General features: G+C 53.5%; 16 protein-coding genes. 13 read left to right on the forward strand and 3 right to left on the reverse strand.

The annotated features are described in order from the left end of the window. Positions 1 to 130: 130 nt before the first annotated feature. The 5 genes from L1249_RS09520 to L1249_RS09540 all read left to right on the forward strand — a co-directional run bounded on the left by L1249_RS09520 (position 131) and on the right by L1249_RS09540 (position 3,261). Entirely contained in the window at positions 131 to 979 is an 849-nt protein-coding gene (locus L1249_RS09520) for a hypothetical protein (RefSeq protein ID WP_044628640.1), read from the forward strand. Continuing rightward, a complete protein-coding gene (locus L1249_RS09525; RefSeq protein ID WP_058577361.1) occupies positions 972 to 1,385 on the forward strand; it encodes a hypothetical protein in 414 nt (137 codons plus the stop codon). Before L1249_RS09520 ends, L1249_RS09525 begins: the two co-directional genes overlap by 8 nt. A gap of 70 nt (positions 1,386 to 1,455) precedes the next feature. Then, complete coding sequence (locus L1249_RS09530) at positions 1,456 to 1,845, forward strand: hypothetical protein (RefSeq protein ID WP_172416698.1); 390 nt, start codon at positions 1,456 to 1,458, stop codon at positions 1,843 to 1,845. A 120-nt stretch (positions 1,846 to 1,965) separates the two neighbouring features. After that, positions 1,966 to 2,598 (forward strand): recombinase family protein, encoded by a 633-nt coding sequence (locus tag L1249_RS09535; RefSeq protein WP_044628637.1) that lies wholly within the window; start codon positions 1,966 to 1,968, stop codon positions 2,596 to 2,598. Positions 2,599 to 2,910: 312 nt separating this feature from the next. Continuing rightward, positions 2,911 to 3,261, forward strand: coding sequence for a DUF7673 family protein (locus L1249_RS09540; RefSeq protein ID WP_137093843.1), 351 nt, complete (start codon positions 2,911 to 2,913; stop codon positions 3,259 to 3,261). 87 nt (positions 3,262 to 3,348) lie between these two features. Here the strand turns inward: L1249_RS09540 and L1249_RS09545 are convergent, their stop codons facing one another. From L1249_RS09545 to L1249_RS09555, 3 genes are read right to left on the reverse strand one after another with little or no spacing between them, the layout of a single operon-like run. Then, a complete protein-coding gene (locus L1249_RS09545; RefSeq protein ID WP_044628635.1) occupies positions 3,349 to 4,101 on the reverse strand; it encodes a hypothetical protein in 753 nt (250 codons plus the stop codon). After that, on the reverse strand, positions 4,098 to 6,389 hold the full coding sequence (locus L1249_RS09550) for a Mov34/MPN/PAD-1 family protein (RefSeq protein ID WP_228168735.1): 2,292 nt from the start codon (positions 6,387 to 6,389) through the stop codon (positions 4,098 to 4,100). Before L1249_RS09550 ends, L1249_RS09545 begins: the two co-directional genes overlap by 4 nt. After that, entirely contained in the window at positions 6,382 to 7,524 is a 1,143-nt protein-coding gene (locus L1249_RS09555; protein WP_228168734.1) for a metallohydrolase, read from the reverse strand. Before L1249_RS09555 ends, L1249_RS09550 begins: the two co-directional genes overlap by 8 nt. Positions 7,525 to 7,724: 200 nt before the next feature. Between L1249_RS09555 and L1249_RS09560 the strand changes: the two genes are divergently transcribed. The 8 genes from L1249_RS09560 to L1249_RS09595 are packed head-to-tail and all read left to right on the forward strand — an operon-like array spanning position 7,725 to position 21,765. Next, positions 7,725 to 8,675 carry a helix-turn-helix transcriptional regulator gene (locus L1249_RS09560; protein WP_137094576.1) on the forward strand — a complete coding sequence of 317 codons (951 nt, stop codon included), beginning with the start codon at positions 7,725 to 7,727 and terminating at the stop codon, positions 8,673 to 8,675. Continuing rightward, positions 8,672 to 12,244 carry a helicase-related protein gene (locus L1249_RS09565; protein WP_172416701.1) on the forward strand — a complete coding sequence of 1,191 codons (3,573 nt, stop codon included), beginning with the start codon at positions 8,672 to 8,674 and terminating at the stop codon, positions 12,242 to 12,244. Before L1249_RS09560 ends, L1249_RS09565 begins: the two co-directional genes overlap by 4 nt. Next, positions 12,241 to 13,626, forward strand: a complete 1,386-nt coding sequence (locus L1249_RS09570; protein WP_137094580.1) for an AAA family ATPase — start codon at positions 12,241 to 12,243, stop codon at positions 13,624 to 13,626. The genes L1249_RS09565 and L1249_RS09570 overlap by 4 nt, the downstream gene beginning before the upstream one ends. After that, positions 13,623 to 14,426 carry a retron system putative HNH endonuclease gene (locus L1249_RS09575; RefSeq protein WP_170968118.1) on the forward strand — a complete coding sequence of 268 codons (804 nt, stop codon included), beginning with the start codon at positions 13,623 to 13,625 and terminating at the stop codon, positions 14,424 to 14,426. The genes L1249_RS09570 and L1249_RS09575 overlap by 4 nt, the downstream gene beginning before the upstream one ends. Before the next feature lie 2 nt (positions 14,427 to 14,428). Further along, positions 14,429 to 17,326 (forward strand): DUF1156 domain-containing protein, encoded by a 2,898-nt coding sequence (locus L1249_RS09580; RefSeq protein WP_172416702.1) that lies wholly within the window; start codon positions 14,429 to 14,431, stop codon positions 17,324 to 17,326. A 9-nt stretch (positions 17,327 to 17,335) separates the two neighbouring features. Beyond that, positions 17,336 to 18,388, forward strand: a complete 1,053-nt coding sequence (locus L1249_RS09585; RefSeq protein WP_044628627.1) for an AAA family ATPase — start codon at positions 17,336 to 17,338, stop codon at positions 18,386 to 18,388. A gap of 1 nt (position 18,389) precedes the next feature. Further along, positions 18,390 to 18,899 (forward strand): hypothetical protein, encoded by a 510-nt coding sequence (locus tag L1249_RS09590; protein WP_044628626.1) that lies wholly within the window; start codon positions 18,390 to 18,392, stop codon positions 18,897 to 18,899. Between the two features lie 4 nt (positions 18,900 to 18,903). Beyond that, entirely contained in the window at positions 18,904 to 21,765 is a 2,862-nt protein-coding gene (locus L1249_RS09595; RefSeq protein WP_044628625.1) for an ATP-binding protein, read from the forward strand.

Genomic DNA, 21,765 nt, shown 5'->3' on the forward strand with positions numbered 1-21,765 from the left:
ATGCACCACTGCGGATACATCGAAGTTTGCACTGACAGAACAAGCCTTTGATTTTATTAGATATTTCTTGATTTTCTTCTTGCATATTTGAAACTTCGTGCGAGTATTTTAGAAAACGCAGGAGTTCAAAATGACCAAGTTGAAGACTATTTGTTTTGCTGTAACTACAGCCGCGCTCGCGGGTTGCGCTGCCATGCCTCGACACTATGACGACGAATCATCCCGCGCACTGAATCTGGCCCGTGCCGGCGGCGTCTACGATCAGGACCTGCGGAATTCACCAGACGGGACGCGCTCGTACCGAAAGGGTTTGTTGGTAAGCGCCCTCGACCTGGCCAGTCTGGCTACCTCATTAGATGCGCCGCTTCGTCATCTTACCGGCACCCAGACGCTGCTCTTCAACGCCACTGACATCATGATGACGCCGGACAACCCTTCGGCGCGACCCAGCCTGATGGGCTGGATGCCGGAATCACTGGCGGCGAACGAGGATGACGCCTATGACCACTATGTTGCAGTCGTAGATGAGGCCATCACCCAGGCCGGCGAGTCGATGGCAATTACGGCAACGAAACTCACAGACGTGAAGACGCCAGAAATTGACGGGCACCCGCTCATGCTGTGGTCGGTAACAGCAGAGCGATATGGCTGTGCCGATAGCAACTGCATCATCGCCTACAACATCCAACAACCGAATCACTGGAAGACACCAAGCTATGTCATCGGCGGTGAAGCTGACAGTTACAACATCGCTGCCAACCACCCCGAGAAATACTCCCGACTGGTATTTCGGCAGTCCGGCCATGAACTCACCTTTCCTGTAGATGAATTCTATGGCGCTGTCAGCGCCGGCATGCCTCCCTGGATAGTGATGTACTTTCCACCGAACACCGTGATCCAGGACGGCGAGCCGCTCCCCTATCCGGTGTTGTATGAACAGGGCCAGCAGCTGATGTTCAGGGAGCCCGACCATGAGTGACTGGCACGATGAACTTGAGTTGGCACTGCTGCCGCTGGAGGACCTGAGAGTCGATAGCGTCTACATGACTTTTGTGATCAGCAATGCCCTGAGCGAGCGAGGCATCTTCCATCAATGCCGGATCGGATACGCGGAGGACCGACTGAGCCGAATGACCACCGCTCCCCATTGCTGGGTAGAGCTCGAACAGGGTTGGTGTATCGATCTCCGGCTCAGACAGTGGCTGGGCGATGAGGACGACCTCCCTCATGGCGTATTCCAGCCATCCGACTACCCGCGAGCTCGATACCAAGGCACGGCGTTTCTGGTTCCACGCCTAGACGTGGAAGATTTGAGGGCGATGACGAATGATGCCTACAGCAAGGTGAAACTGCCGTGGCTGGCCGGGCAAGCCGCAGCGGCCTGACGCCGGGCAAAAATTGCATTTTCTCAGGTTCTGGTAGCTTCAATGTAAAGAACTATCGGGGACTGAAGCCATGGTGAGAGTGGCAAAGATCGTAGCAGTGGGGCTCGCCGGAATCGGCGTTGTGGAGATCGTCTTTAGGGGTACCGAGGCAGCCCTTTACGCATGGTATCTATTGTTCGTGCTGTGGGTGGTCGTACTGTTCATTCGCTTCGCACTGGCCATAGTCGGTGCATACAAGACGTTTTTCGCCAAGGGACCCGATGGGGAAATGACGTTTCCTGAATTCGAGGAAAAGATGGCGTCGTTCAGTCGAGGCACTGGTGAGGCCGCAACCGGCGCGAGCAACAAGGCAACTTCCGGCAATGGGAGCAATGGCGGTACAGAGGGTTTCATCGATGACGACAGAATCAACCAGATTTATCGAGCGGACGATCCGTTCGGGGAGTTTCTCGACTCTTGAGGTGGTTCCTTATGGGTACAGATCAGGAGAACCAGGGGTTCGAACCCGGTAACGGCCACCAGAACCACCTAAACCAGACCGGCCAGAGAGAACCACTTATAACAGACTGAGGAACCGACGATGTTTATTCGAGCCTACCTTCGGGCATCCACGCAGGAACAGAATGCGGAGCGAGCCCGGGAGTCACTGGTACAGTTCGCAGCCAACCACGGTCAGCGTATTGCCGCTTTCTACGTGGAGAACGTGTCCGGCGCTACTTTGCACCGACCCGAGCTGATGAAGCTGATCACAGATTCCGGTGAGGGTGACATTGTGCTGGTCGAACAGATCGACCGGCTGGCTCGCCTCAAACAGAGTGACTGGGACTCCCTGAAGCAAAAGCTGGCCGCCAAGCGGTTGGCCATCGTCTCCCCGGAATTACCGACCAGTTGGCTCGCTCTGGAAAAGAAGGGCGACACCGGTTTCACCGATTCCATTCTCCGAGCGGTCAACGCCATGATGCTCGACATGCTGGCTGCCGTCGCCCGTAAAGATTACGAAGACCGCCGGCGCCGGCAGTTCCAGGGCATCCACAAAGCCAAAACGGAGGGTAAGTACCAGGGTCGGCAGCCAGACCTGAAGCGCAGGCAGCACATCGCCAGCCTTCTCAGGAGCGGCCACAGCTACAGCGAGATCCAGGAGATGCTGAGCTGCTCGCGGCACTTGATCGCGTCTGTCGCCAAAGAACAAAGACAGGCCGATGCTGCGGCCTGAAACCAACAAAGTGCCCTGACAGGGCAATCAACTATTGGAGACCTGAATATGCTGAATCTATATGCCACCCTGATTGCATTCCTGAGCTTTGTCGCGGTCGTACTTTTTATCTGCGTTATGGCCTACCGCAACGCCGATCGGCTGGAAGTGTTCCTGGAGCGAAAGTTCCGAAAAAGATCACCCCGACACAATGGCGATCTGAAATAAATTCGGGGCAAACCGGTGTTCTTGCCCAAAACGGGCAGTTTGAGAGCCGTGCCTACTGCGTCGTCCATGGCAGCATAATCGTGAAGTCGATATGAGGTTATGCACGTGACGGACAAAACAGCCATGCTTCCCGAAAGCTTTCTATTTTTGCTGGAACAGGAAGAAAAGCGGAGGCAGCAGCGGGAGGACGCGGGGCTTCCGGCTCTCACAATATTGATCGACGCTGCTCACAGCGGTGGTGGCCAGGCACGACATATCCGGCGATTCCTGCTTGGCCTATATAACGCCAGCCGCTGGCCATTCGAGCTGAACCGACTGAGGGCCTTGGATACCGAACTGCAACAGGCTGCGTTGCAGGTTCTGGCGCTGGATTGGAATGGCCGGGAGATTCACACCTATGTGCCGGGTGGTGACCAGCTGTTTCAGTCCTGGTGGGAGTGGGAATCGGGAGACTGATAGCTTTATTGAGCTGGCCTGTTAGAAGCTCACCCCGTCTTATCTCATAGTATCAGGCAGCAGAAGGTCGTTGCTGACTTCTGGACTTTAACCTTTAATACTTTTGTCGTTGAGAACATCGCATGCGGAAAGCAGTTGCCTGGCATAGGCTTCTGCGGCGGCGAGCACCCATTTCTTCGTCGCTCCCAATACAACCAGAATGTGTACGACAATGACAGCTAAGGCAACGAGCGTAGCGGTATTTAACTCTATGATGGAAAACGGGAAGCTTTGCAAAGGTACAGTCAGCACAATGACGACTGCAGCTAGCACCAAATCCACCAACAGTGCCATAGGCCGTAAGGCCCAGAAATTCCTTCGGAAACCGTAATTCATGTTTTCTTCGAAAATGAGTTTAGCCGACTCTCGGTCTCGCGTCGCTTGCAAAAGCCAATCATTTGCTGATGCGTAGACTTCGTCTGCTGTTTCGGGATCATTCAACTCCTCTTCGGAGCTGGGCAGATCGATGTTCTGAATATGTGTGGATAGAAAGTTGTGATATCGCTCCTTCGTCAACTTGTTGAGGCGCTTATCGCGGTGGCGCAGCATAGAAATAGATGGCATGCCTCCCCACGATTGGAATAACTTGGTTTCCAGACGCTTTCCTCGGGCTCGACCGATTTGGGTCAGCCAGGTCGCACCTCCAAAATACGCAGCGACACCAACAAGTGTTGCAGCTTTTGACTCAAGCCCGGGAAAAAAAATCAAAGCGACGATACCAACTGGAAGAAGCGCCAATAGTGCGGGCTGCAGTCGTGCGCGCCGGTTATAGGGGTCTGTGACCAGCTCAGCAAGATTCATGCTTCCCCCTCACTGTTTGTCCTTTCAGCGAGGACTGCACGATAGCCATCTGGTGTGTGTATCAACAAGATTGAGGGAGCAAGACGGGCGAGCCCCATAGCCTGTGCTGACTGGTTGTCGAGCGCTGACGGTCCGCTTGGAGCCAAGTGGCTGTGCCAGGTGCCGAGACAATACAAAGTTGCATTTGTAGTTCTGACGTAGTTATCAAGAGTGCGCCTGAGGTCTTTCACACCGAGCTCAAACTTATGTCGTGAGCGCTGACTGTCCTCGGGGGCTGCCAGTACATCTATGACGTAAAAGCTCCGTGTTACTTCATCTTGTCGGCCGAGGAGCACTCCACCTGTCTCGACACTGGTCCAATGAGCAACCTCCCGTTCTATTTTTTCGTGCGCGCGGGCGCTCAAACGAATTGTCCAACCAGTTTCGTTTTCCGTTCTGACGATGCACACGGGGGCAACAGGAACATGCTCCCAACTAATACCGATTCCGGTACCAGAGAGCCGACCAATCAGGAGTTCACCTTCTGTAGGCAATCCATCTTGTTGACGGGATAGCAAATACTCAGACATTCCCGCCGCATACATCGAAATCCGCCCGTCCGAGACTTGCATTGTCGCTGAGCCACACCCTTCACCCACAACAATACGCTGAAGTTCGATATCACCACCCTCGGGATAAAGCTGCTGCCTTATTTTGTCGTCGCCAGAGGCCAGAGCATACAGTTCCGTGAAAATATCTCCGACGTCGGGGTTACGATTAGCACCCTCGGTTGCTATGACACCAAGGCTACCATTTGCGTATAGCAGGGCTTCAATTACTCTGTGACGAAACGCCTGTGTGCAGAGTGCAGCGCGGGCGCGCAGCGACGCTGTCGTATTGACGATTGCCCAGGTGTCGTTATGCCATGCGTGTTTTGATAGAGCGCGCGAGTGGAATACATCAACTATATCGTCGGTGATTGCCGTCACGTTCTGTGAAAGTCCGCCTAAGGCTTCTTTTAGTAATCGCGCCTTCATGTCCATTAACATAATTTGCTTGTCAGGCTCAGCGGGTATTATCGCGTGGCGAGCCGCATTGTGCGGTGCCATCATGGCCGAGTCTATGATCGTACTTGGCCCCCGGCCGGCTCTGCCTAAATGCAGAGCTATTTTCGATCCGAGACTACCCGCACCGATCAATGTCCATATAGGAGGGGTGTCTTCAGCGGGAAGACCGGATAGTGTAGATAATAGCTCTCGCGTGATGTGGTCACGATGAGCACAGGGTCTTACCGGCGTGTCATCACCATTAGGAAATGCCTCATTGGCGTAGAAGTCCAATGTATAGCAGCATATTTCTATGTTACTGGTGGTCCCAATGATATTGCATGGACGACGAGCACACAGCACAACTCCTATTGGACAGGCTTCCCTAGAGCGGTATTTTCTGACGCACTTTGCAAGCCTGTTTAGCCCATCGGTAAGCTCCCGAACACATCCGAACTCTCGTGCTTTTTCCTTCAGATCACTGAGATTTCTTACGTTATCCGGTACATAAACATCGCAAACAATAGGGTCACCAGAGGGTTGCTTGCCTGGCCATACAATCAATGCCAAGCTGTCTCCGTGTTGGAACTCCCCGTTATGGGTAGTCCATGTAACCGCATCACGTATGGACTTCTCATTCACAGGAACCTGGTCATTAAAAACTTGGCCGAATAGCCAATGCCCATGACGCCGAAAGTAACCCATACGGGTGAATCGGAACCCGCCATTGCGGCTGACTGTCGCTCGTAGGCTAGAGCTGTCAGCAACCAAGAAATCTTGAGTATCATCCCTTCGCTGGGGCTCCCAGCCTTGCTCAGGATCAATCAAACGCCCTTCAGCGGCATGCTCAAGCCATAACACAGTTTGATTTAAAATACCGGCAATACCATGTTGTTGCATGAACTCCGTAAGCTGTCCGTCTTGAATACACGGCACTGGTCGTTCATCGGAGGTAAGCCATGGCTGAATATGTGCATGATTTCGGCTGAAGTCAGCTCGCAGGGATAACTCCGGTGGGTCCAATGGATATAGCCGGGGGAACTTGAGATGAATCTCTTCAAATCGCCTCACCCCAGACGGGCTCTCACCTATAGCCCTCCAAGCATTGGGCATAGGAACCTCAAGTATCACATCAAGATGAAAAACGTCATCCTGGGTGTAAGGCTCACTAACCTGGTTCACCTGAGGGTGGGCTTTAATGATCGCAATCGTTCGATCAACTTCCCGCTTCTGTGAATGGCGAGAATCTCCTGAATTACCCATGGCCAACCGGCTGACTCCCAACCAGACCCGAACTCACGATGGCAGCCGAAGTCAGTAGTTTGGCTCTAGGCTTAGGACCATTGCTTCCAATTTCAATTTCCAACGCCTTTGGCGAAAGGTCCCCCACACACTCAAAGCTTCCATCGCATTCATCTGCAATATTTTCGTACTCTCGCTTTGCGCGAAAACAGGGCGGATCATTTGAGTCATTCAGCACCGGCTTACTGCTCGCAATCAGGATCGCACCAGGCTTGGCCTGAGACAGAGCGCTTTGCGCATCCTGACAAACCTGGGCATCTTCTCCTTTGTCGCTCCAGCTGTCGTATGACAAGCTGCGCCATGAACAGTGGTGCGGCGTCAGTAATACGTCATACGAGAGCACGTCAGGGTCTTTCTTATGCTGTTGCCACAATCTTTCCCAAATGGCCACTTCGGCATCGCCTCCCGTTAAATAGAGGCACTTACCCGGTACTCCGCCCCCGGCGATCGAAAATTGAAGAATAACGCTAGATTTATTCTTCGAAAGCTCCTCTTCATCGTCATTGATCGGAAGCGGCGCAAGCAATGTCGCTGAAAAGCTGTCATCTAATGAGCCATTCATAAAGCTGAAGGTTTCATCTACCTTGACGAGTATGTCGGTCAAATCATCAGTTTTACCGTTCTCGTCCTCACCGAGGATTAAAATCCGCTCCCCGTCTTTTCCAGCCCCTCCATCGCGAAAACGCTTTACGCGCCGTCTGGCCTCACTGTTCCACAGCCTCGCGTCTTCACAGAGCGTGTGATTTCGGCTTGCACGACGGAAAACGATTGGAGAAGACCACATTTCCCGGATCAATATTTTGTCATCCTTCTTCGACCATTCATCCGCCGGGCCAAGATGGAAGTGACTACCTAAGCCCCGGCAGTGGTCTTGGTCGGGGTGACTGAGCAGAAAGGCATCCACATAAAGTCGATCTTGGCTATCTCGGGGTAACAGCTTTCGAAGCTGAGCAGCTACATCTGGCTTTTCACCATCTGGGTCGTCTGCGTCCGACCTGATGTTGATGTCGACGAGCAAGAATCTGCCTGACTCCAACTGGAGCAGCGTCATGTCGCCGTTGTCCACAGGGAAAAATCGCATAATCGCAGTCATCATAAGCCACTCCCGTCAAGTCAATAGCCGGCAAGCCATCCCTCTGACTGTTGCCAGAGCTAAAGCCAATGAATCACATTAAAGCAATGGCCTACGACCCAGTCAACCTCATTTTGATCACAATACGTGCTCAAATTAGATTTGATATGGCACAATTTCTACTATCGTGCTAATTTAGCTCTAAATTTCCGTCAGGTAACCAAATGACCAGCAACCATCTGGACAACGTCAGTCAGGCGCAGAAAGAGCGCCTGTTTCACATAGACTTCCGGCTCCGGTTTCTAGGCACCGTGTCTCGCGCTGACCTTGTAAACCGCTTTGGCGTCAAGGCCGCTGCCGCCACGCGCGACCTGTCACTCTACAAGGAACTCGCCCCGGGCAATCTCGAGTACGACACCAAGGCCAAGATTTATAATGCCTCCGGACAGTTCACCCCTCTATTTGACTACTCCCAAGGCCAGGTTCTGGCTGCGCTCTGTCATGGGCTTGGCGACGACTATGTCGGCGTCCACCGCGCTCTGATTACCGCCGAGACTCCTACACAGCTAAACCTGCCCCAGTTGGATGTTCTCTCGATCATCAGTCGGGCCATTTATCAGAAAAAAGCGGTGCACGTTCAGTACCGCTCCCTTTCCAGCGGACAGACAAGCCGGGAAATTGTCCCCTTCGCCCTGGTCGATAACGGTCTGCGTTGGCATGTGCGGGCTTATGATCGCAAGCGGGAGCGCTTTACTGACTTCGTGATCAATCGCATCGCCAAACCTAGGCTCATTGCTGGGAAAGTGCTACCCAGCCATGAAACCAAAGAAGCGGATATCCAGTGGAACCGCATCGTCGAAATGCACCTGGTACCCCACCCGCAACTAAAGCATGCGGAAACCATCGAGTATGAATACGGGATGTACCAGGGCATGCTGAAAGTGCAGGTGCGGGCAGCGGTCGCTGGCTATGTATTGCGGCGGTGGAATATCGACTGTTCTGAAGACCATGGCCTGAAGGGTGCCGAGTACCATCTGTGGCTGCGTAATCACCAAACGCTCTACGGCGTCGAGAATCTGGTCATTGCGCCTGGCTTTAAATCTCCATCGACAGACCAAGTCCACACCAAGGACCAGGCTGTGATATCCACCATGGAATGGGGAGACGTTGAATGATCAAACTGGAAGACATCAAAAAAGACGCCCAAATTCGCGGCATCCAAGGCAGCGAAATTGTCCGGGTCGTACAAACTGAACCGGTCGGTGAGCATGCGCTCACCATCTACTACAAGGACAGTCAGGGCCGCCTGAACGAACAGATGCTTTTCCGTTCCGACGAAGCACGCCTGGAACTAGCGGAAGCGGGCCGACCTTGGGCCTTTGATGCTCCGGGGGCTGACTTCAAGCTCGGCCTTGAAGCCTACCGTATCACCCAAGCCGCGTTGTTCGACCCCATGATGGCTGTGCATACATCCAACGTCGAGCCATTGCCGCACCAGATTTCAGCAGTGTATGAGGCCATGCTGCCCCGTCAGCCCCTGCGCTTCGTACTGGCAGACGACCCCGGGGCGGGTAAAACCATCATGGCTGGCTTGCTGATTCGTGAGCTGCTCATGCGTGCGGATGCCAAACGGATCCTCATCGTCTCTCCTGGCGGACTCACCGAACAGTGGCAGGATGAATTGCTGGAGAAATTTGGCGTCCAGTTCGAGATTTTCAGCCGTGAAAAACAGGAACAATGTGCCTCGGGCAACTTCTTTGATGAAGCCAACCAGCTTATCTGCCGTCTGGACCAGCTCTCCCGCAATGAAGATTTCCAGGAAAAGCTCAAGAACACCGAGTGGGACCTGATCATTGTCGACGAAGCACACAAGCTCTCAGCCAATTACTTTGGCAACAAGGTCAACAAAACCAAGCGGTTCCAACTCGGTGAAATGCTGGGCTCCATAACCCGGCACTTTCTACTGATGACCGCAACGCCCCACAACGGCAAGGAAGAAGACTTCCAGATCTGGCTCTCTCTGCTGGATGGTGACCGCTTCTACGGCAAATTCCGAGAAGGCGCACATAAGGTCGATGTCTCCGACATGATGCGTCGTATGGTCAAGGAAGAGCTGCTGAAGTTCGATGGTACTCCTCTCTTCCCAGAACGCCGGGCCTATACCGCCAACTATGAGTTGTCCGATGCCGAAGCCGAGCTTTATGCCGAAGTGACCAACTACGTCCGCAACGAAATGAACCGTGCGGACAATCTTGACGGTAAGCGTAAAGGCACTGTTGGCTTTGCCCTCACTCAGCTCCAGCGCCGCCTGGCTTCTAGCCCCGAAGCCATTTACCAGTCGCTGAAACGCCGCCGTAAGCGCCTGGAAGCCCGTTTGGACGAAATGAAGCTGGTTGCACGGGGCGAAGGGCTTAAAAAGGCTGGCCGGAATGGCGTGGCGGAAACCCTGGGCGAATATCAGGTCACCAAACAAATTGATGTGCCTGACAACATCGATGAGATGGATGAAGAGCTGAGCGCTGAAGAGTACGAAATGGTGGTCGATCAGGTGGTTGATCAAGCCACTGCCGCCGAAACCATTCCGGAACTGGAAGCCGAAATCGTCATCCTGAAAGACCTGGAATACCAGGCAATGACTGTGGTGCAGTCGAGCAACGACAAAAAATGGGAAGAGCTTTCCCATCTGCTGCAAGACCAGCCCGAGATGTATACCGCCGGTGGTAGCCGACGTAAACTCATTATTTTTACCGAGCACAAGGACACACTGAATTACCTTGTCCAACGCATCAGTGGGCTACTGGGTGACCCCGGCGCCGTCATAACCATTCATGGCGGTACCAACCGCGACGCCAGGCGCAAAGCGCAGGAAGAGTTCCGCAACAACCCAGACGTGCTGGTACTGGTGGCGACCGATGCTGCCGGTGAAGGCGTGAACCTGCAAAACGCCAGCCTTATGGTCAATTACGACCTGCCCTGGAACCCCAACCGGCTGGAACAGCGCTTTGGCCGCATTCATCGAATTGGACAAACCGAAGTCTGCCATCTGTGGAATCTGGTCGCCAATGAAACCCGGGAAGGCGATGTATTTCAGAAGCTGTTCGACAAGCTGGAAATCGAAAAACAGGCGCTGGGCGGCAAGGTCTTCGATATTCTTGGTGAAGCCTTCGAAAACAAATCCCTGAAAGATCTGCTCATCGAGGCAATTCGCTATGGCGAGTCGCCCGAGGTGAAAGACAAGCTCAACCAGGTGATTGACGGGGCACTGGATACTGATCATCTGAAGGAAATCCTACGCCGCAATGCCCTCGTCGAGCAGCATATGTCACTGGAAGACCTTTACGCTGTGAAAGAGGAGATGGAGAAGGCCGAAGCCCGCAAGCTCCAGCCCTACTTCATCCGCGCTTTCTTCACTGAGGCGTTTCAGACACTGAGCGGAGAAATGCGCCCCAGAGAAGCAGGTCGCTACGAGGTACGCCATGTACCGGCAGCTATACGTGAGCGGGACCGTATTATTGGCGAGAGCCGTACTCCGGTACTGAAAAAGTACGAACGAATCTGTTTTGAAAAGCAGCTTGTCCGGGTGCCGGGCAAGCCCATGGCCGATTTAATCCACCCAAGTCATCCGCTGATGCACGCTGCAACGGACCTGATTCTTCAGGCGCACCGCAGCAAACTCAAGCAGGGTGCCGTGCTTGTAGATCCGAACGACGAGAGCACTGAGCCAAAAATTCTGTTTATGGTGGATCACACCATTCGCGAGAGCATGAGCGACGGCGGCGACAAAGACAGCGGTAAGTCCACTGTTGCCTCCCGCCGACTGCAGTTTGTGGCGATTGATCAGCATGGCAATACTACCCATGCCGGCTGGGCGCCTCATCTCGACTTACAGCCCATCGACGACTACGACCACAAGCTGGTTCAAGACATCCTGAACGCCCCCTGGGTCACTGGCAACCTCGAAGGCCTGGCCCTGAATCATGCCTCCCAGCATCTGGTGCCGGAGCACTATCAGGAAGTTAAAAGCCGTCGGGAGGCGCAAGCCGACAAGGTTCTGGCTGCCGTAAACGAGCGACTGGTGAAGGAAATCAGCTACTGGTCTGACCGGTACATCAAACTCACCGACGATGTCACCGCAGGCAAACAGCCCCGCATGCAGCCAGAGATGGCCCGCCGCCGGGTGGATGAGCTAACCGAGCGCCTGAACCAGCGCAAACGGGAACTGGAAGCCATGAAAAGCGTGGTCTCCAGCACCCCGGTCGTGATTGGTGGTGCTTTGGTTATCCCACAGGGTTTGCTAGCCATGCGTAAGGGCGAAACCACCTTTACAGTCGATGCACAGGCCCGCGCTCGCATCGAGCAGGTGGCCATGAAGGCCGTCACGGATCATGAAATGGCTTTGGGGCATACAGTCAAGGATGTCTCCGCTGAAAAATGCGGCTGGGATATTACGGCCAGGCTCCCGGCGGAGCCGGACGGTTCATTGCTGCCTGACCGGCATATCGAGGTCAAAGGCCGCGCCAAAGGCCAGGAAACCATCACCGTCAGCCGCAACGAGATCCTGTACGCCCTCAATCAGGCCGACAAGTTCTGGCTCGCCATCGTTATTGTTGACGGCGACAGCCACGATGGCCCGTTTTACGTGAAGAACCCATTTACAACCGAACCGGATTTTGGCGTGCCTTCGGTTAATTATGAACTCAAATATCTGCTATCGAAGGCAGAGCCAAAGGAGTTAGACGCATGAGAATCGATAAACTGCGTTTAAAAAATTTCCGCTGTTTCTCCGAGGTCGAACTTGATCTCGACGAGGACCTTACCGTTTTGGTTGCAGAGAATGGGCAGGGTAAGTCAGCGGTGCTTGATGCAATCCGTATTGGGTTGTGGCCGTTTGTTAGTTGCTTTGATATCGCTAAAAATGCCAAGGCCGATTCCGGTAACGGCATTGCTATCGGCGATGTTCGTTTGATTAAGATGACTCACGGCGATATGGCTCGGCAACTACCGGCGGAAGTAGCAATTGCTGGCGATTATGGTAATGACAAATCGACTACCTGGGTGCGATATCGTGACAAAGAGGCCAAGTCAACACAGACAAAGGACAAAGGCGCAGCCAAACAGCTTAAAGAGTGGGCTACTACATTGCAGGCCAAAAGCCGAGATGAAAAGCAAGCCTCACAGGTTGAACTGCCTGTGTTTGGCTATTACGGAACGGGCCGGCTTTGGCAACAGAAAAAACTCACCGAAACGGCAAAAGGAAAGGACGATACCAAAGAGGATGACTTCTACGTCCGCACTTTCGCTTACCTGAACTGTCTGGACCCGGCTTCATCCTATAAGCATTTCAAAGAGTGGTTTACATGGGCGTTCGAAAGTTATCGTGAGCAGCAAATCAAACAGCTAGAACACAAAGGTCAACCGGATGACCTCCAGGATGCCCAGGATCGCATTCAGGTTATACAACAGGCGATTGACGCGTTCTTGAAGCCTGTCACAGGTTGGCACACGCTGGAATACAGCGTTACCCGGGAGAAGTCCCTGATTCTGCACCACGACGAGCAGGGTATTCTCGACGTAGAGCAACTCAGCGATGGTATTCGCAGTATGCTCGCCATGGTTGGTGATATTGCCTTCCGCTGTATCAAGCTTAACCCCCAGTTCGGTGTGAATGCAGCGAGACAGACCGCCGGAGTCGTCATGATTGATGAAGTGGATATGCACCTGCACCCACGATGGCAACAAGTAGTGCTGGGGCAACTGAAAGATGCTTTCCCAGCGATTCAGTTTGTCGTGACTACACACAGCCCTCAAGTGCTCACCACTGTAGCATCTGAACACATTCGCATTCTCCGCAACAATAAGGTCTATGCCGCTCCACCAGGCACTGAAGGCGCTGAGCCAGAACGTCTGCTTAAGCAAGTTCTTGGGCTAGAGGAAATCCGCCCTCCAGCAGTCCAGGCTACAAAGGAGTTAAAGGAATACCTGTCTTTGGTCGATCGAGACCAATGGAATAGCCCTCGCGCACTAGAGCTGAGGAAATTGCTGGATGAACGATATCAAGGCCAGGAGCCTGCGCTGCTTGAAGCAGATCTTCAAATAGAAAATCGTAAATGGGAGCTGGGCGAGTGAAGCGTGTAAAAATTCCCGGCGAGCCGCAAGAGCTGACTGAATTCCGGAGAAAATACCCCTCGAACTCGTGGGAACAAATGCGTAGTGATGGGGAGGGCCGAGTAGCTTATGAAATTATTCGACGCACGCTCAACGATGGGCAAGGTGGCTTATGTGCGTTTTGCGAAGTCGGCATTCATGACAACGAACCGCTCAAATGCCGCGTCGAGCACTTCCACCCCAAGTCTGACATCTCTGCCACGCATAACTGGGCGCTGGACTGGGAAAATATGCTGGCTGTCTGCATGGGCGGGTCGCAACGTCATCAGACATCACCGTACACGCTAGAGCCACTTGAAGAAAATCTGAGCTGCGATGCATTCAAAGACAAAATGATTCAGTCCGGCCGCCTTCACGAACAATGCGAGGGTTGGATTATAAACCCAAAGGAGATGCCGGCCTTCCCGAGTCTCTTTTTTCTAGAGAGAAGCACCGGACGGCTACTGCCGGATGACGAGCAATGCGCAGACATCGAGTTTGAGGGCAATCATCACGCCTGCACTCGTTCACTCGTCCAACAGACCATCGACATGCTGAACTTAAACTGTGACCGCCTTTGTGAGGCTCGCCTCCGAATGGTGTGGGATATAGAACGAAACAAAAAAAGATTGCGTGAACAGGGTGTCAATCCTCAGCAGAGCTTGTACCAGTTAGCCAATCGCTACTTGCGACAACACTGGCCTGCGTTCTTTACCACTATTCGTTTTTGCCTTGGTACGGCTGCTGAGCGGTACCTGACTGACACTGGATTTCAAGGTTGACCATGCAGCAAATCAAATCACCCAAAAAACTTATCGAAGTGGCGTTGCCACTGGATGACATTAACGCCGCCGCTGCGCGAGAAAAGTCCATTCGCCACGGCCACCCCAGCACTCTGCATCTGTGGTGGGCACGGCGTCCTTTGGCGGCTGCGCGGGCAGTACTGTTTGCGCAATTGGTCAATGACCCCGGCTACCAGCGTGAGCTGGGCTATGGGGTTAATAAGAAAGAGGCGGAGCTCAGGCGCGAAAAGCTGTTTCAGATCATCCGCGACCTGGTGAAATGGGAAAACACCAACAACGAAGAAGTGCTGAACCGCGCCCGCGAAGCCATCTGGGAAAGCTGGCGGGAAACCTGCCAACTCAACCGCAACCATCCGCAGGCTGCCGAACTGTTCAACCCCAAAAAGCTGCCCGCCTTTCACGACCCCTTTGCCGGGGGCGGTGCCATTCCGCTGGAAGCCCAGCGCCTGGGGCTGGAAAGTTACGCCAGCGACCTGAACCCGGTCGCGGTGATGATCAACAAAGCCATGATCGAAATCCCGCCCAAATTCGCAGGCCAGGCGCCAGTTGGCCCGCTGCCGGACGGCGAAAAGCAGCAGAACATGATGGAAGACTGGGCCGGTGCCAAGGGCCTGGCTGAAGACGTGCGCCGCTATGGCCACTGGATGCGCGAAAAGGCTTTCAAGCGCATTGGCCATTTGTACCCAAAAATCAAGATCACTTCGGATATGGCCGCGGAGCGGCCCGACCTGAAAGCCTATGAAGGCGAAGAACTAACTGTGATCGCTTGGCTGTGGGCCAGAACGGTGAGAAGCCCGAATCCCGCGTTCAGTGATGTAGATGTCCCCTTGGTGCGCTCGTTTGTGCTGTCCTCCAAAAAGGACAGGGAGGCTTGGGTAGAGCCGGTTATAGAGGGTGACAACTATAGCTTTGAAGTCAGGATGGGGCAGCAACCCGCCGGAGCAATTGAAGGTACGGTAAAGCGCACCGGCGCGACTTGCATCATGTCGCAGACAGCTATGCCATTTAAGTATGTCAGGGCAGAAGGTAAAGCGGGGCGAATGGGCGAACGGCTGATGGCTATTGTGGCTGAGGGGACTCGAGGCAGAATTTACCTCTCACCGACCGAAGAAATGATAAAGATTGCTCGGACGGCGCAGCCCGAGTGGAAACCGGAGCACAAATTGCCGGTGAATCCACGAGACTTCAAAACACCAAACTACGGACTCAATACCTTTGGTGACCTTTTTACTCCTCGCCAACTGGTGGCCTTAACCACCTTTTCCGATCTGGTGCAGGAAGCCCGAGTAAAAGCCATTGCCGACGCCAAAGCCGCCGGCCTGCCGGCGGATGGCCAAGGCCTGGCTCAAGGCGGCGCAGGAGCTATAGCGTATGGGGATGCTCTCGCTGTATTCCTCACTTTCGCCTTGGATAAAGTGGTAGACCGAGGATCAACAATAACCCGCTGGGACCCTACTCCCACGCAAAGCGGGATCATTAATACTTTTAGTCGCCAAGCGATTCCGATGACTTGGGACTTTTCAGAGTCTAATCCTCTCGGCGACGCGTCGGGAAATTTTGTCAGCAGCACAATACTAGTTGCAAAGGTAATGGATAAATTCCCGTGCCTGAGAAGTGGATCAATAACCCAGAATGACGCAGCAACTCAAACGGTTTCTCAAAATAAGGTGATATCTACCGACCCCCCTTACTATGACAACATTGGCTATGCTGATCTATCCGATTTTTTTTACGTTTGGATGCGGCGCGCCCTAAGAAATATATACCCGTCTCTATTTGCAACTATGGCTGTTCCGAAAGCCGAAGAGTTAGTCGCTACCCCATATCGCCATGGTGGAAAAGAAGTTGCTGAATCTTTTTTTATGGATGGCATGACTCGCGCTATCCATAACCTAGCAGTGCTAGGCCATCCTGCATTCCCGGTTTCGATTTACTATGCATTCAAGCAATCTGAAACGAAAGACGGCAGTACCACTAGCACAGGCTGGGTGACATTTCTTGAGGCCGTGATTCAGGCGGGCTTTTCTATCGACGGCACTTGGCCAATGCGTACCGAACTGGCCAATCGCATGATTGGGTCGGGCACCAATGCGCTTGCATCCTCAATTATCCTGATCTGCCGCAAACGCGAAACCAACGCCGAATCCATTTCCCGCCGTGACTTCCAACGTCAACTGCGGGAAGAAATGCCCGAGGCCCTGGAAACGATGATCGGCGGGCAGACCGGTCAAACCCCCATTGCGCCGGTGGATTTGGCTCAGGCCGCTATAGGCCCAGGAATGGCCATCTATTCCAAATACGAAGCGGTGCTAAACCAGGACGGCACCCGTATGAGCGTTCACGATGCCCTGGTACTGATCAACCGCGCCATAACCGAGTATCTGAGTCCAGATTCCGGCAGCTTCGATGCCGATACCCAGTTCTGCTCCAGTTGGTTTGAGCAGTACGGTTGGAGCCATGGCCAGTTCGGCGAAGCCGATACCCTAGCCCGTGCTAAGGGCACCAGCGTGGATGGCGTCAAAGCCGCTGGTGTAGCCGAATCCGGGAGCGGCAAAGTACGTCTGCTGAAATGGTCCGAGTACGAATCCGACTGGGACCCCACCAGGGACGCTCGAACGCCCGTGTGGGAAGCCTGCCACCAAATGATCCGTCGTCTGAACAACCAAGGCGAATCCGCTGCCGGTGAATTGCTGGCCAAAATGCCGGAAAAAGGTGAAGCCATCCGCCAACTGACCTACCACCTGTATACCCTGTGCGAGCGCAAGAAATGGGCCGAAGAAGCCCGCGCCTACAATGAACTGATCGGCTCCTGGCACGCTATTGTCGCCGCTTCCCACGATTTGGGGCACAAAGGTGAACAACACGGACTGAACTTTTAAGAGGCACTTATGCTGAACAAACTTACTTTAAACGGTTTTACCGTATTTACTGATACCGAGCTGAGATTCGCCTCTGGTTTAAACGTGGTGATTGGTGAAAATGGCTGCGGTAAGTCCCATTTGCTCAAGGCGGCCTACTCGGTCATCGCCAATAGTGCGGAGGAGGGGAAAAAGCCCACCGCCGGTGAACCGACCAAAGTGGCGCTGCAAAAGTCCATTGCCGATAAATTGGTCCATGTCATGCGGCCAGAGTCACTCGGGCGTCTTGCCAGTCGGATTCAGGGGCGGAAGCGATGTGAATTATCTTTTCAGTTCAACGACGCCAACTTGAACTGCGCGTTGAGCTTCGCAACGTCGAGCAAATCAGAGGTTCAGGTCGATAAGCTGCCCAAAAAGTGGCATGAAAAAGCACCCGTTTTTTTGCCTACCCGAGAGCTGCTGACAATCTTTCCAAACTTCATATCCGTTTACGAAAATCATTATCTGGAGTTTGAAGAAACCTACCGGGATACATGCTTGTTACTGGGGGCGCTCGCCTTGCGAGGACCCAGAGAAAAACAGGCCGCCGAATTGCTGAAACCACTGGAAGAAGCGATGGGCGGCAAGGTGGTGCTCGATAAGAATGGCCGTTTTTATCTTCAGCTGCCGGGTAAAGGGAATATGGAGATGCCTCTGGTGGCAGAGGGTCTGCGTAAGCTTGCAATGATCGCCCGCCTGATCAGTACGGGTTCACTATTAGATAAGGGCTATTTGTTCTGGGATGAACCCGAAACGAACCTGAACCCCAAGTTGATTAAGCTCGTTGCACGTGTGATCTATCACCTCTGCCAGCAAGGTATTCAGGTCTTTATCGCAACTCACTCTCTGTTCCTACTCAGGGAGCTGGAGGTACTTTCTCAGAGCAGTGAATTCAAAAAGATCAAGCATCGCTTCTTCGCTCTGAGGCCCGAACCGAACGGCGTTGAAGTGGAGCAAGGTGATCGAGTAGATGATCTGAATACACTTGTTCTCCTAGATGAAGAGCTGTCCCAGTCTGACCGCTTTATGGAGGTAAACCCCTGACATGAGACAGTTCCACGAGGGCCGTTTAACATTTACCTTTCCAGACCCACTTGAGGCAGCCCAATACGACAGTTGGGCATTCTATCGAAACCAGTTCAACAGTGCTTTCGGCGGCACCAAGGCAATCGACTTTATTTGTATTGACAACGATAAGACCTGGTTAATTGAGGTGAAAGACTACAGAGCCAACCGGCGAACCAAAGCCATCGATCTGGCCGATGAAGTCGCGCTAAAAGTCAGGGACACACTTGCAGGACTTGCCGCAGCAAAGTCCAATGCAAATAACCAAAGCGAGCGGGCTTGTGCCCGAAAGGCTCTCAAGAAAAACCGGTTGAGGGTCGTATTGCATCTTGAGCAACCGAGGAAGCCCAGCAAACTATTCCCTCAAGCAGTTGACCCTTCAAAGCTGATTATGAAACTAAAGCAGGTTTTGAAGGCGGTCGACCCGCATCCGGTCATCGTCGACCAGACATGTTTGAAGCCTGATATGCACTGGCAGGTCACAGGATAATACTATGAGTTTGAAACCATGGCGAGAGATCGCCCGCCCACATAAAGACGTTCTGGAAGGCTCTTTCAAGCAATCCGAATTTGCCGCTGACATATCTCAGGTGGCCGGCGGAACCGCGCCTGATGAGTATCAGAACGCCGAGAAGTTTTTCTCACGAACCTATATAACTGAGGGGATGCGCCTTTTGCTGATCTCCGTGGCCCAGCGTCTGGCAGGTCATGGTGGTGATCCAGTCATTCAGCTTCAAACGGCATTCGGTGGCGGTAAAACACATACCATGCTGGCCGTATTCCACCTGGCCAGCCGTGAAGTCAGCACCGACAAACTGATGGGCATTCCCCCAGTGCTGGATGAAGCGGGTATCAGCGAGTTACCCCGAGCGCGTATGGCGGTGATTGATGGTATTCGCCTGTCGCCCAGTCAGGCTCGGACCTACGGCTCTATAACCGTCAATACCCTATGGGGCGAGCTGGCCTGGCAGTTGCTTGGCGAAGAAGGCTTTTCCCTGGTCGCCGACAGTGATGCGGACGGTACATCGCCGGGCAAGGAAGTGCTGAAAGAACTGTTAAGCCGCGCCGCGCCCTGCGTAATCCTGATTGATGAGCTGGTGGCGTTTACCCGGCAACTGGAGTTGGGCAAGCAATATAAAGCGGGTACTTTTGACAGTAACATCAGTTTTATTCAGGGGCTAACGGAAGCGCTAAAGGCCGTACCTAATGCGATTCTTCTTGCCTCATTGCCAGAATCTGAGCTGGAGGTGGGCGGCACCATGGGCCAGCGCGCTCTGGAATCGCTGGAGACATATTTTGCCCGTGTAGAGTCTGTGTGGAAGCCCGTGGGCTCCCGTGAAGCTTTCGAAATTGTGCGCCGCCGCCTGTTCGAAAGCTCCGGAGAACGTGCTGAGGTGGAAGGCATCAGCCGACAATTTTCGGACTTCTACCGGAAGCACGCGGATAAGTTCCCGGTGGAAACCCAATCCAACGAATACTTTGAGCGACTGTGCTCTTCCTACCCGATTCACCCTGAGGTATTCGATAGACTTTACGAAGACTGGTCCACTCTGGACAAATTCCAGCGAACCCGTGGTGTACTTCAGTACATGGCCATTGTGATTCATCGCCTTTGGAACTCCGACAATCGGGACGCGCTTATCATGCCCGGTTCGTTGCCGCTGGAAGACACCAATGTGCGCAACAAGAGCATTCACTATCTGCCCCAAGGGTGGGAGCCGGTTATTGAAAAAGAAGTGGATGGCCCTCGCTCTATCCCCGCCGACATTGATGGCCACCACACTTTGTTCGGCGGAGTCCAGGCTGCCCGGCGTACTGCACGTAGTATCTTTCTAGGCAGCGCCCCTTCCAGCCAGGAACAGATGATACGCGGCATTCAGGCCGAGCGAATTTTATTGGGCACTGTGCAACCGGGACAAACTATCGGTGTGTTTGAAGATGTACTCAAACGGCTTCGGGATCGTTTGCACTATCTGTACGCCGAACAGGATCGCTATTGGCTGGATACCAAGCCCAACCTGCGACGGGAAATGGAAAGCCGCAAACAGAATATCAGTGAGCGCGATGACCTGACTCCCATGCTGAAAGAGCGCGTGAATCGGTCGTTTGGTAAAAATCACCACTTCGGTGGCATTCATGTGTTCACGCCGTCCGTGGATGTGCCCGATGATTACGGTTCTGGTCCTCGTCTGGTGGTACTGCCCACTCAGGCTGGTTACAGTCGCACTGAGACTAACCAGGCCTTTGGCGAGGCAGAAAAGATTCTGCGCAACCGTGGCGAGCAACCGCGCCAGAAACAAAATCGTCTGATCTTCCTGGCACCGGATTTTGATGTCGTCAGCCGCTTGAAGGAGCAAGGCAGAATTTTCCTGGCCTGGCGTTCAATCGTGGCAGATATCGAAAGCGGCACGCTCAATCAGGATCTGTCGCATCTGAACCAGGCCAAGCGTAATCGTGACGGAGCAGAACAATCGCTTACCCAGCTCATCCGGGAAACCTGGAAATGGCTTCTGGCACCCGTTGAGGATTTTGTGAAGGGGCGCCCCGAGTTGAACTGGGAAGTGGTGTCTATTCCGCCGACAGCTCCGAATCTCATTCAGAACATTGAGGATAAACTGCGTGAAGAAGAATGGCTGGTCTACGAATGGTCGCCGATTCACCTGCGCAAAGTGCTCAATGACTGGTACCTGAAGGGTGGTGTGACAGAAGTCAGTGCGCTGAAAGTCTGGCAAGACAGTTGTCACTATCTCTACCTGCCCCGGTTGGTCAACGACCAAGTGTTTCGCAACGCCATCAGCCAGGGTGTAGAAACTGAGGATTATTTTGCGTACGCCTCCGGAAAGGAAGGAGACCGCTACCTGGGCTTCAGCTTCGGGCGAGGATCCATTGCTCCACTGGACGATTCATCGCTGCTGATAGAACGTGAGGCGGCAGCCGCCTATGCTGAGAAGCAGCGTCAGGCACAGCAACCCCAACCTCAGCCCGGAGTAGACATGGGCAGCCCTACGGGCGTTACTGGAGGAATCGGCGGCACACAAGGCGGTGGCGGCTCTCCGGTCAATACTCCACCCGGGGTTATCGACGATACCGGTGGTGCCGGAAACAGTGGTTCCGGAGTGGTAAAAACACACTTTTATGGAACCGCATCACTGGATCCAGTAAAGGCTAAAATGGACTTTGCCACCATCATGGATGAAGTGGTTCAGCAGTTCACAGCGCAACTGGGTGTTGAGGTGACAATCTCGGTCGAAATCGAGGCCAAAAAGAAGGACGGTTTCGACGAGTCATTGCAGCGAACCATTAAGGAAAACTGCAATGTGCTGAGGTTCAGTTCTTCAGAGTTCGAAGAGGACTGA

This window comes from Halomonas sp. Cn5-12, assembly GCF_021532545.1.
Classification (GTDB): domain Bacteria; phylum Pseudomonadota; class Gammaproteobacteria; order Pseudomonadales; family Halomonadaceae; genus Vreelandella; species Vreelandella aquamarina.

What these genes read in the sequence shown, in the direction of transcription:
- L1249_RS09520 (WP_044628640.1), top strand. Translation starts at nt 131, where the DNA reads ATGACCAAGTTGAAGACTATTTGTTTTGCTGTAACTACAGCCGCGCTC.
- L1249_RS09525 (WP_058577361.1), top strand. Translation starts at nt 972, where the DNA reads ATGAGTGACTGGCACGATGAACTTGAGTTGGCACTGCTGCCGCTGGAG.
- L1249_RS09530 (WP_172416698.1), top strand. Translation starts at nt 1,456, where the DNA reads ATGGTGAGAGTGGCAAAGATCGTAGCAGTGGGGCTCGCCGGAATCGGC.
- L1249_RS09535 (WP_044628637.1), top strand. Translation starts at nt 1,966, where the DNA reads ATGTTTATTCGAGCCTACCTTCGGGCATCCACGCAGGAACAGAATGCG.
- L1249_RS09545 (WP_044628635.1), bottom strand. Translation starts at nt 4,101, where the DNA reads ATGAATCTTGCTGAGCTGGTCACAGACCCCTATAACCGGCGCGCACGA.
- L1249_RS09550 (WP_228168735.1), bottom strand. Translation starts at nt 6,389, where the DNA reads ATGGGTAATTCAGGAGATTCTCGCCATTCACAGAAGCGGGAAGTTGAT.
- L1249_RS09555 (WP_228168734.1), bottom strand. Translation starts at nt 7,524, where the DNA reads ATGATGACTGCGATTATGCGATTTTTCCCTGTGGACAACGGCGACATG.
- L1249_RS09560 (WP_137094576.1), top strand. Translation starts at nt 7,725, where the DNA reads ATGACCAGCAACCATCTGGACAACGTCAGTCAGGCGCAGAAAGAGCGC.
- L1249_RS09565 (WP_172416701.1), top strand. Translation starts at nt 8,672, where the DNA reads ATGATCAAACTGGAAGACATCAAAAAAGACGCCCAAATTCGCGGCATC.
- L1249_RS09570 (WP_137094580.1), top strand. Translation starts at nt 12,241, where the DNA reads ATGAGAATCGATAAACTGCGTTTAAAAAATTTCCGCTGTTTCTCCGAG.
- L1249_RS09580 (WP_172416702.1), top strand. Translation starts at nt 14,429, where the DNA reads ATGCAGCAAATCAAATCACCCAAAAAACTTATCGAAGTGGCGTTGCCA.
- L1249_RS09585 (WP_044628627.1), top strand. Translation starts at nt 17,336, where the DNA reads ATGCTGAACAAACTTACTTTAAACGGTTTTACCGTATTTACTGATACC.
- L1249_RS09590 (WP_044628626.1), top strand. Translation starts at nt 18,390, where the DNA reads ATGAGACAGTTCCACGAGGGCCGTTTAACATTTACCTTTCCAGACCCA.
- L1249_RS09595 (WP_044628625.1), top strand. Translation starts at nt 18,904, where the DNA reads ATGAGTTTGAAACCATGGCGAGAGATCGCCCGCCCACATAAAGACGTT.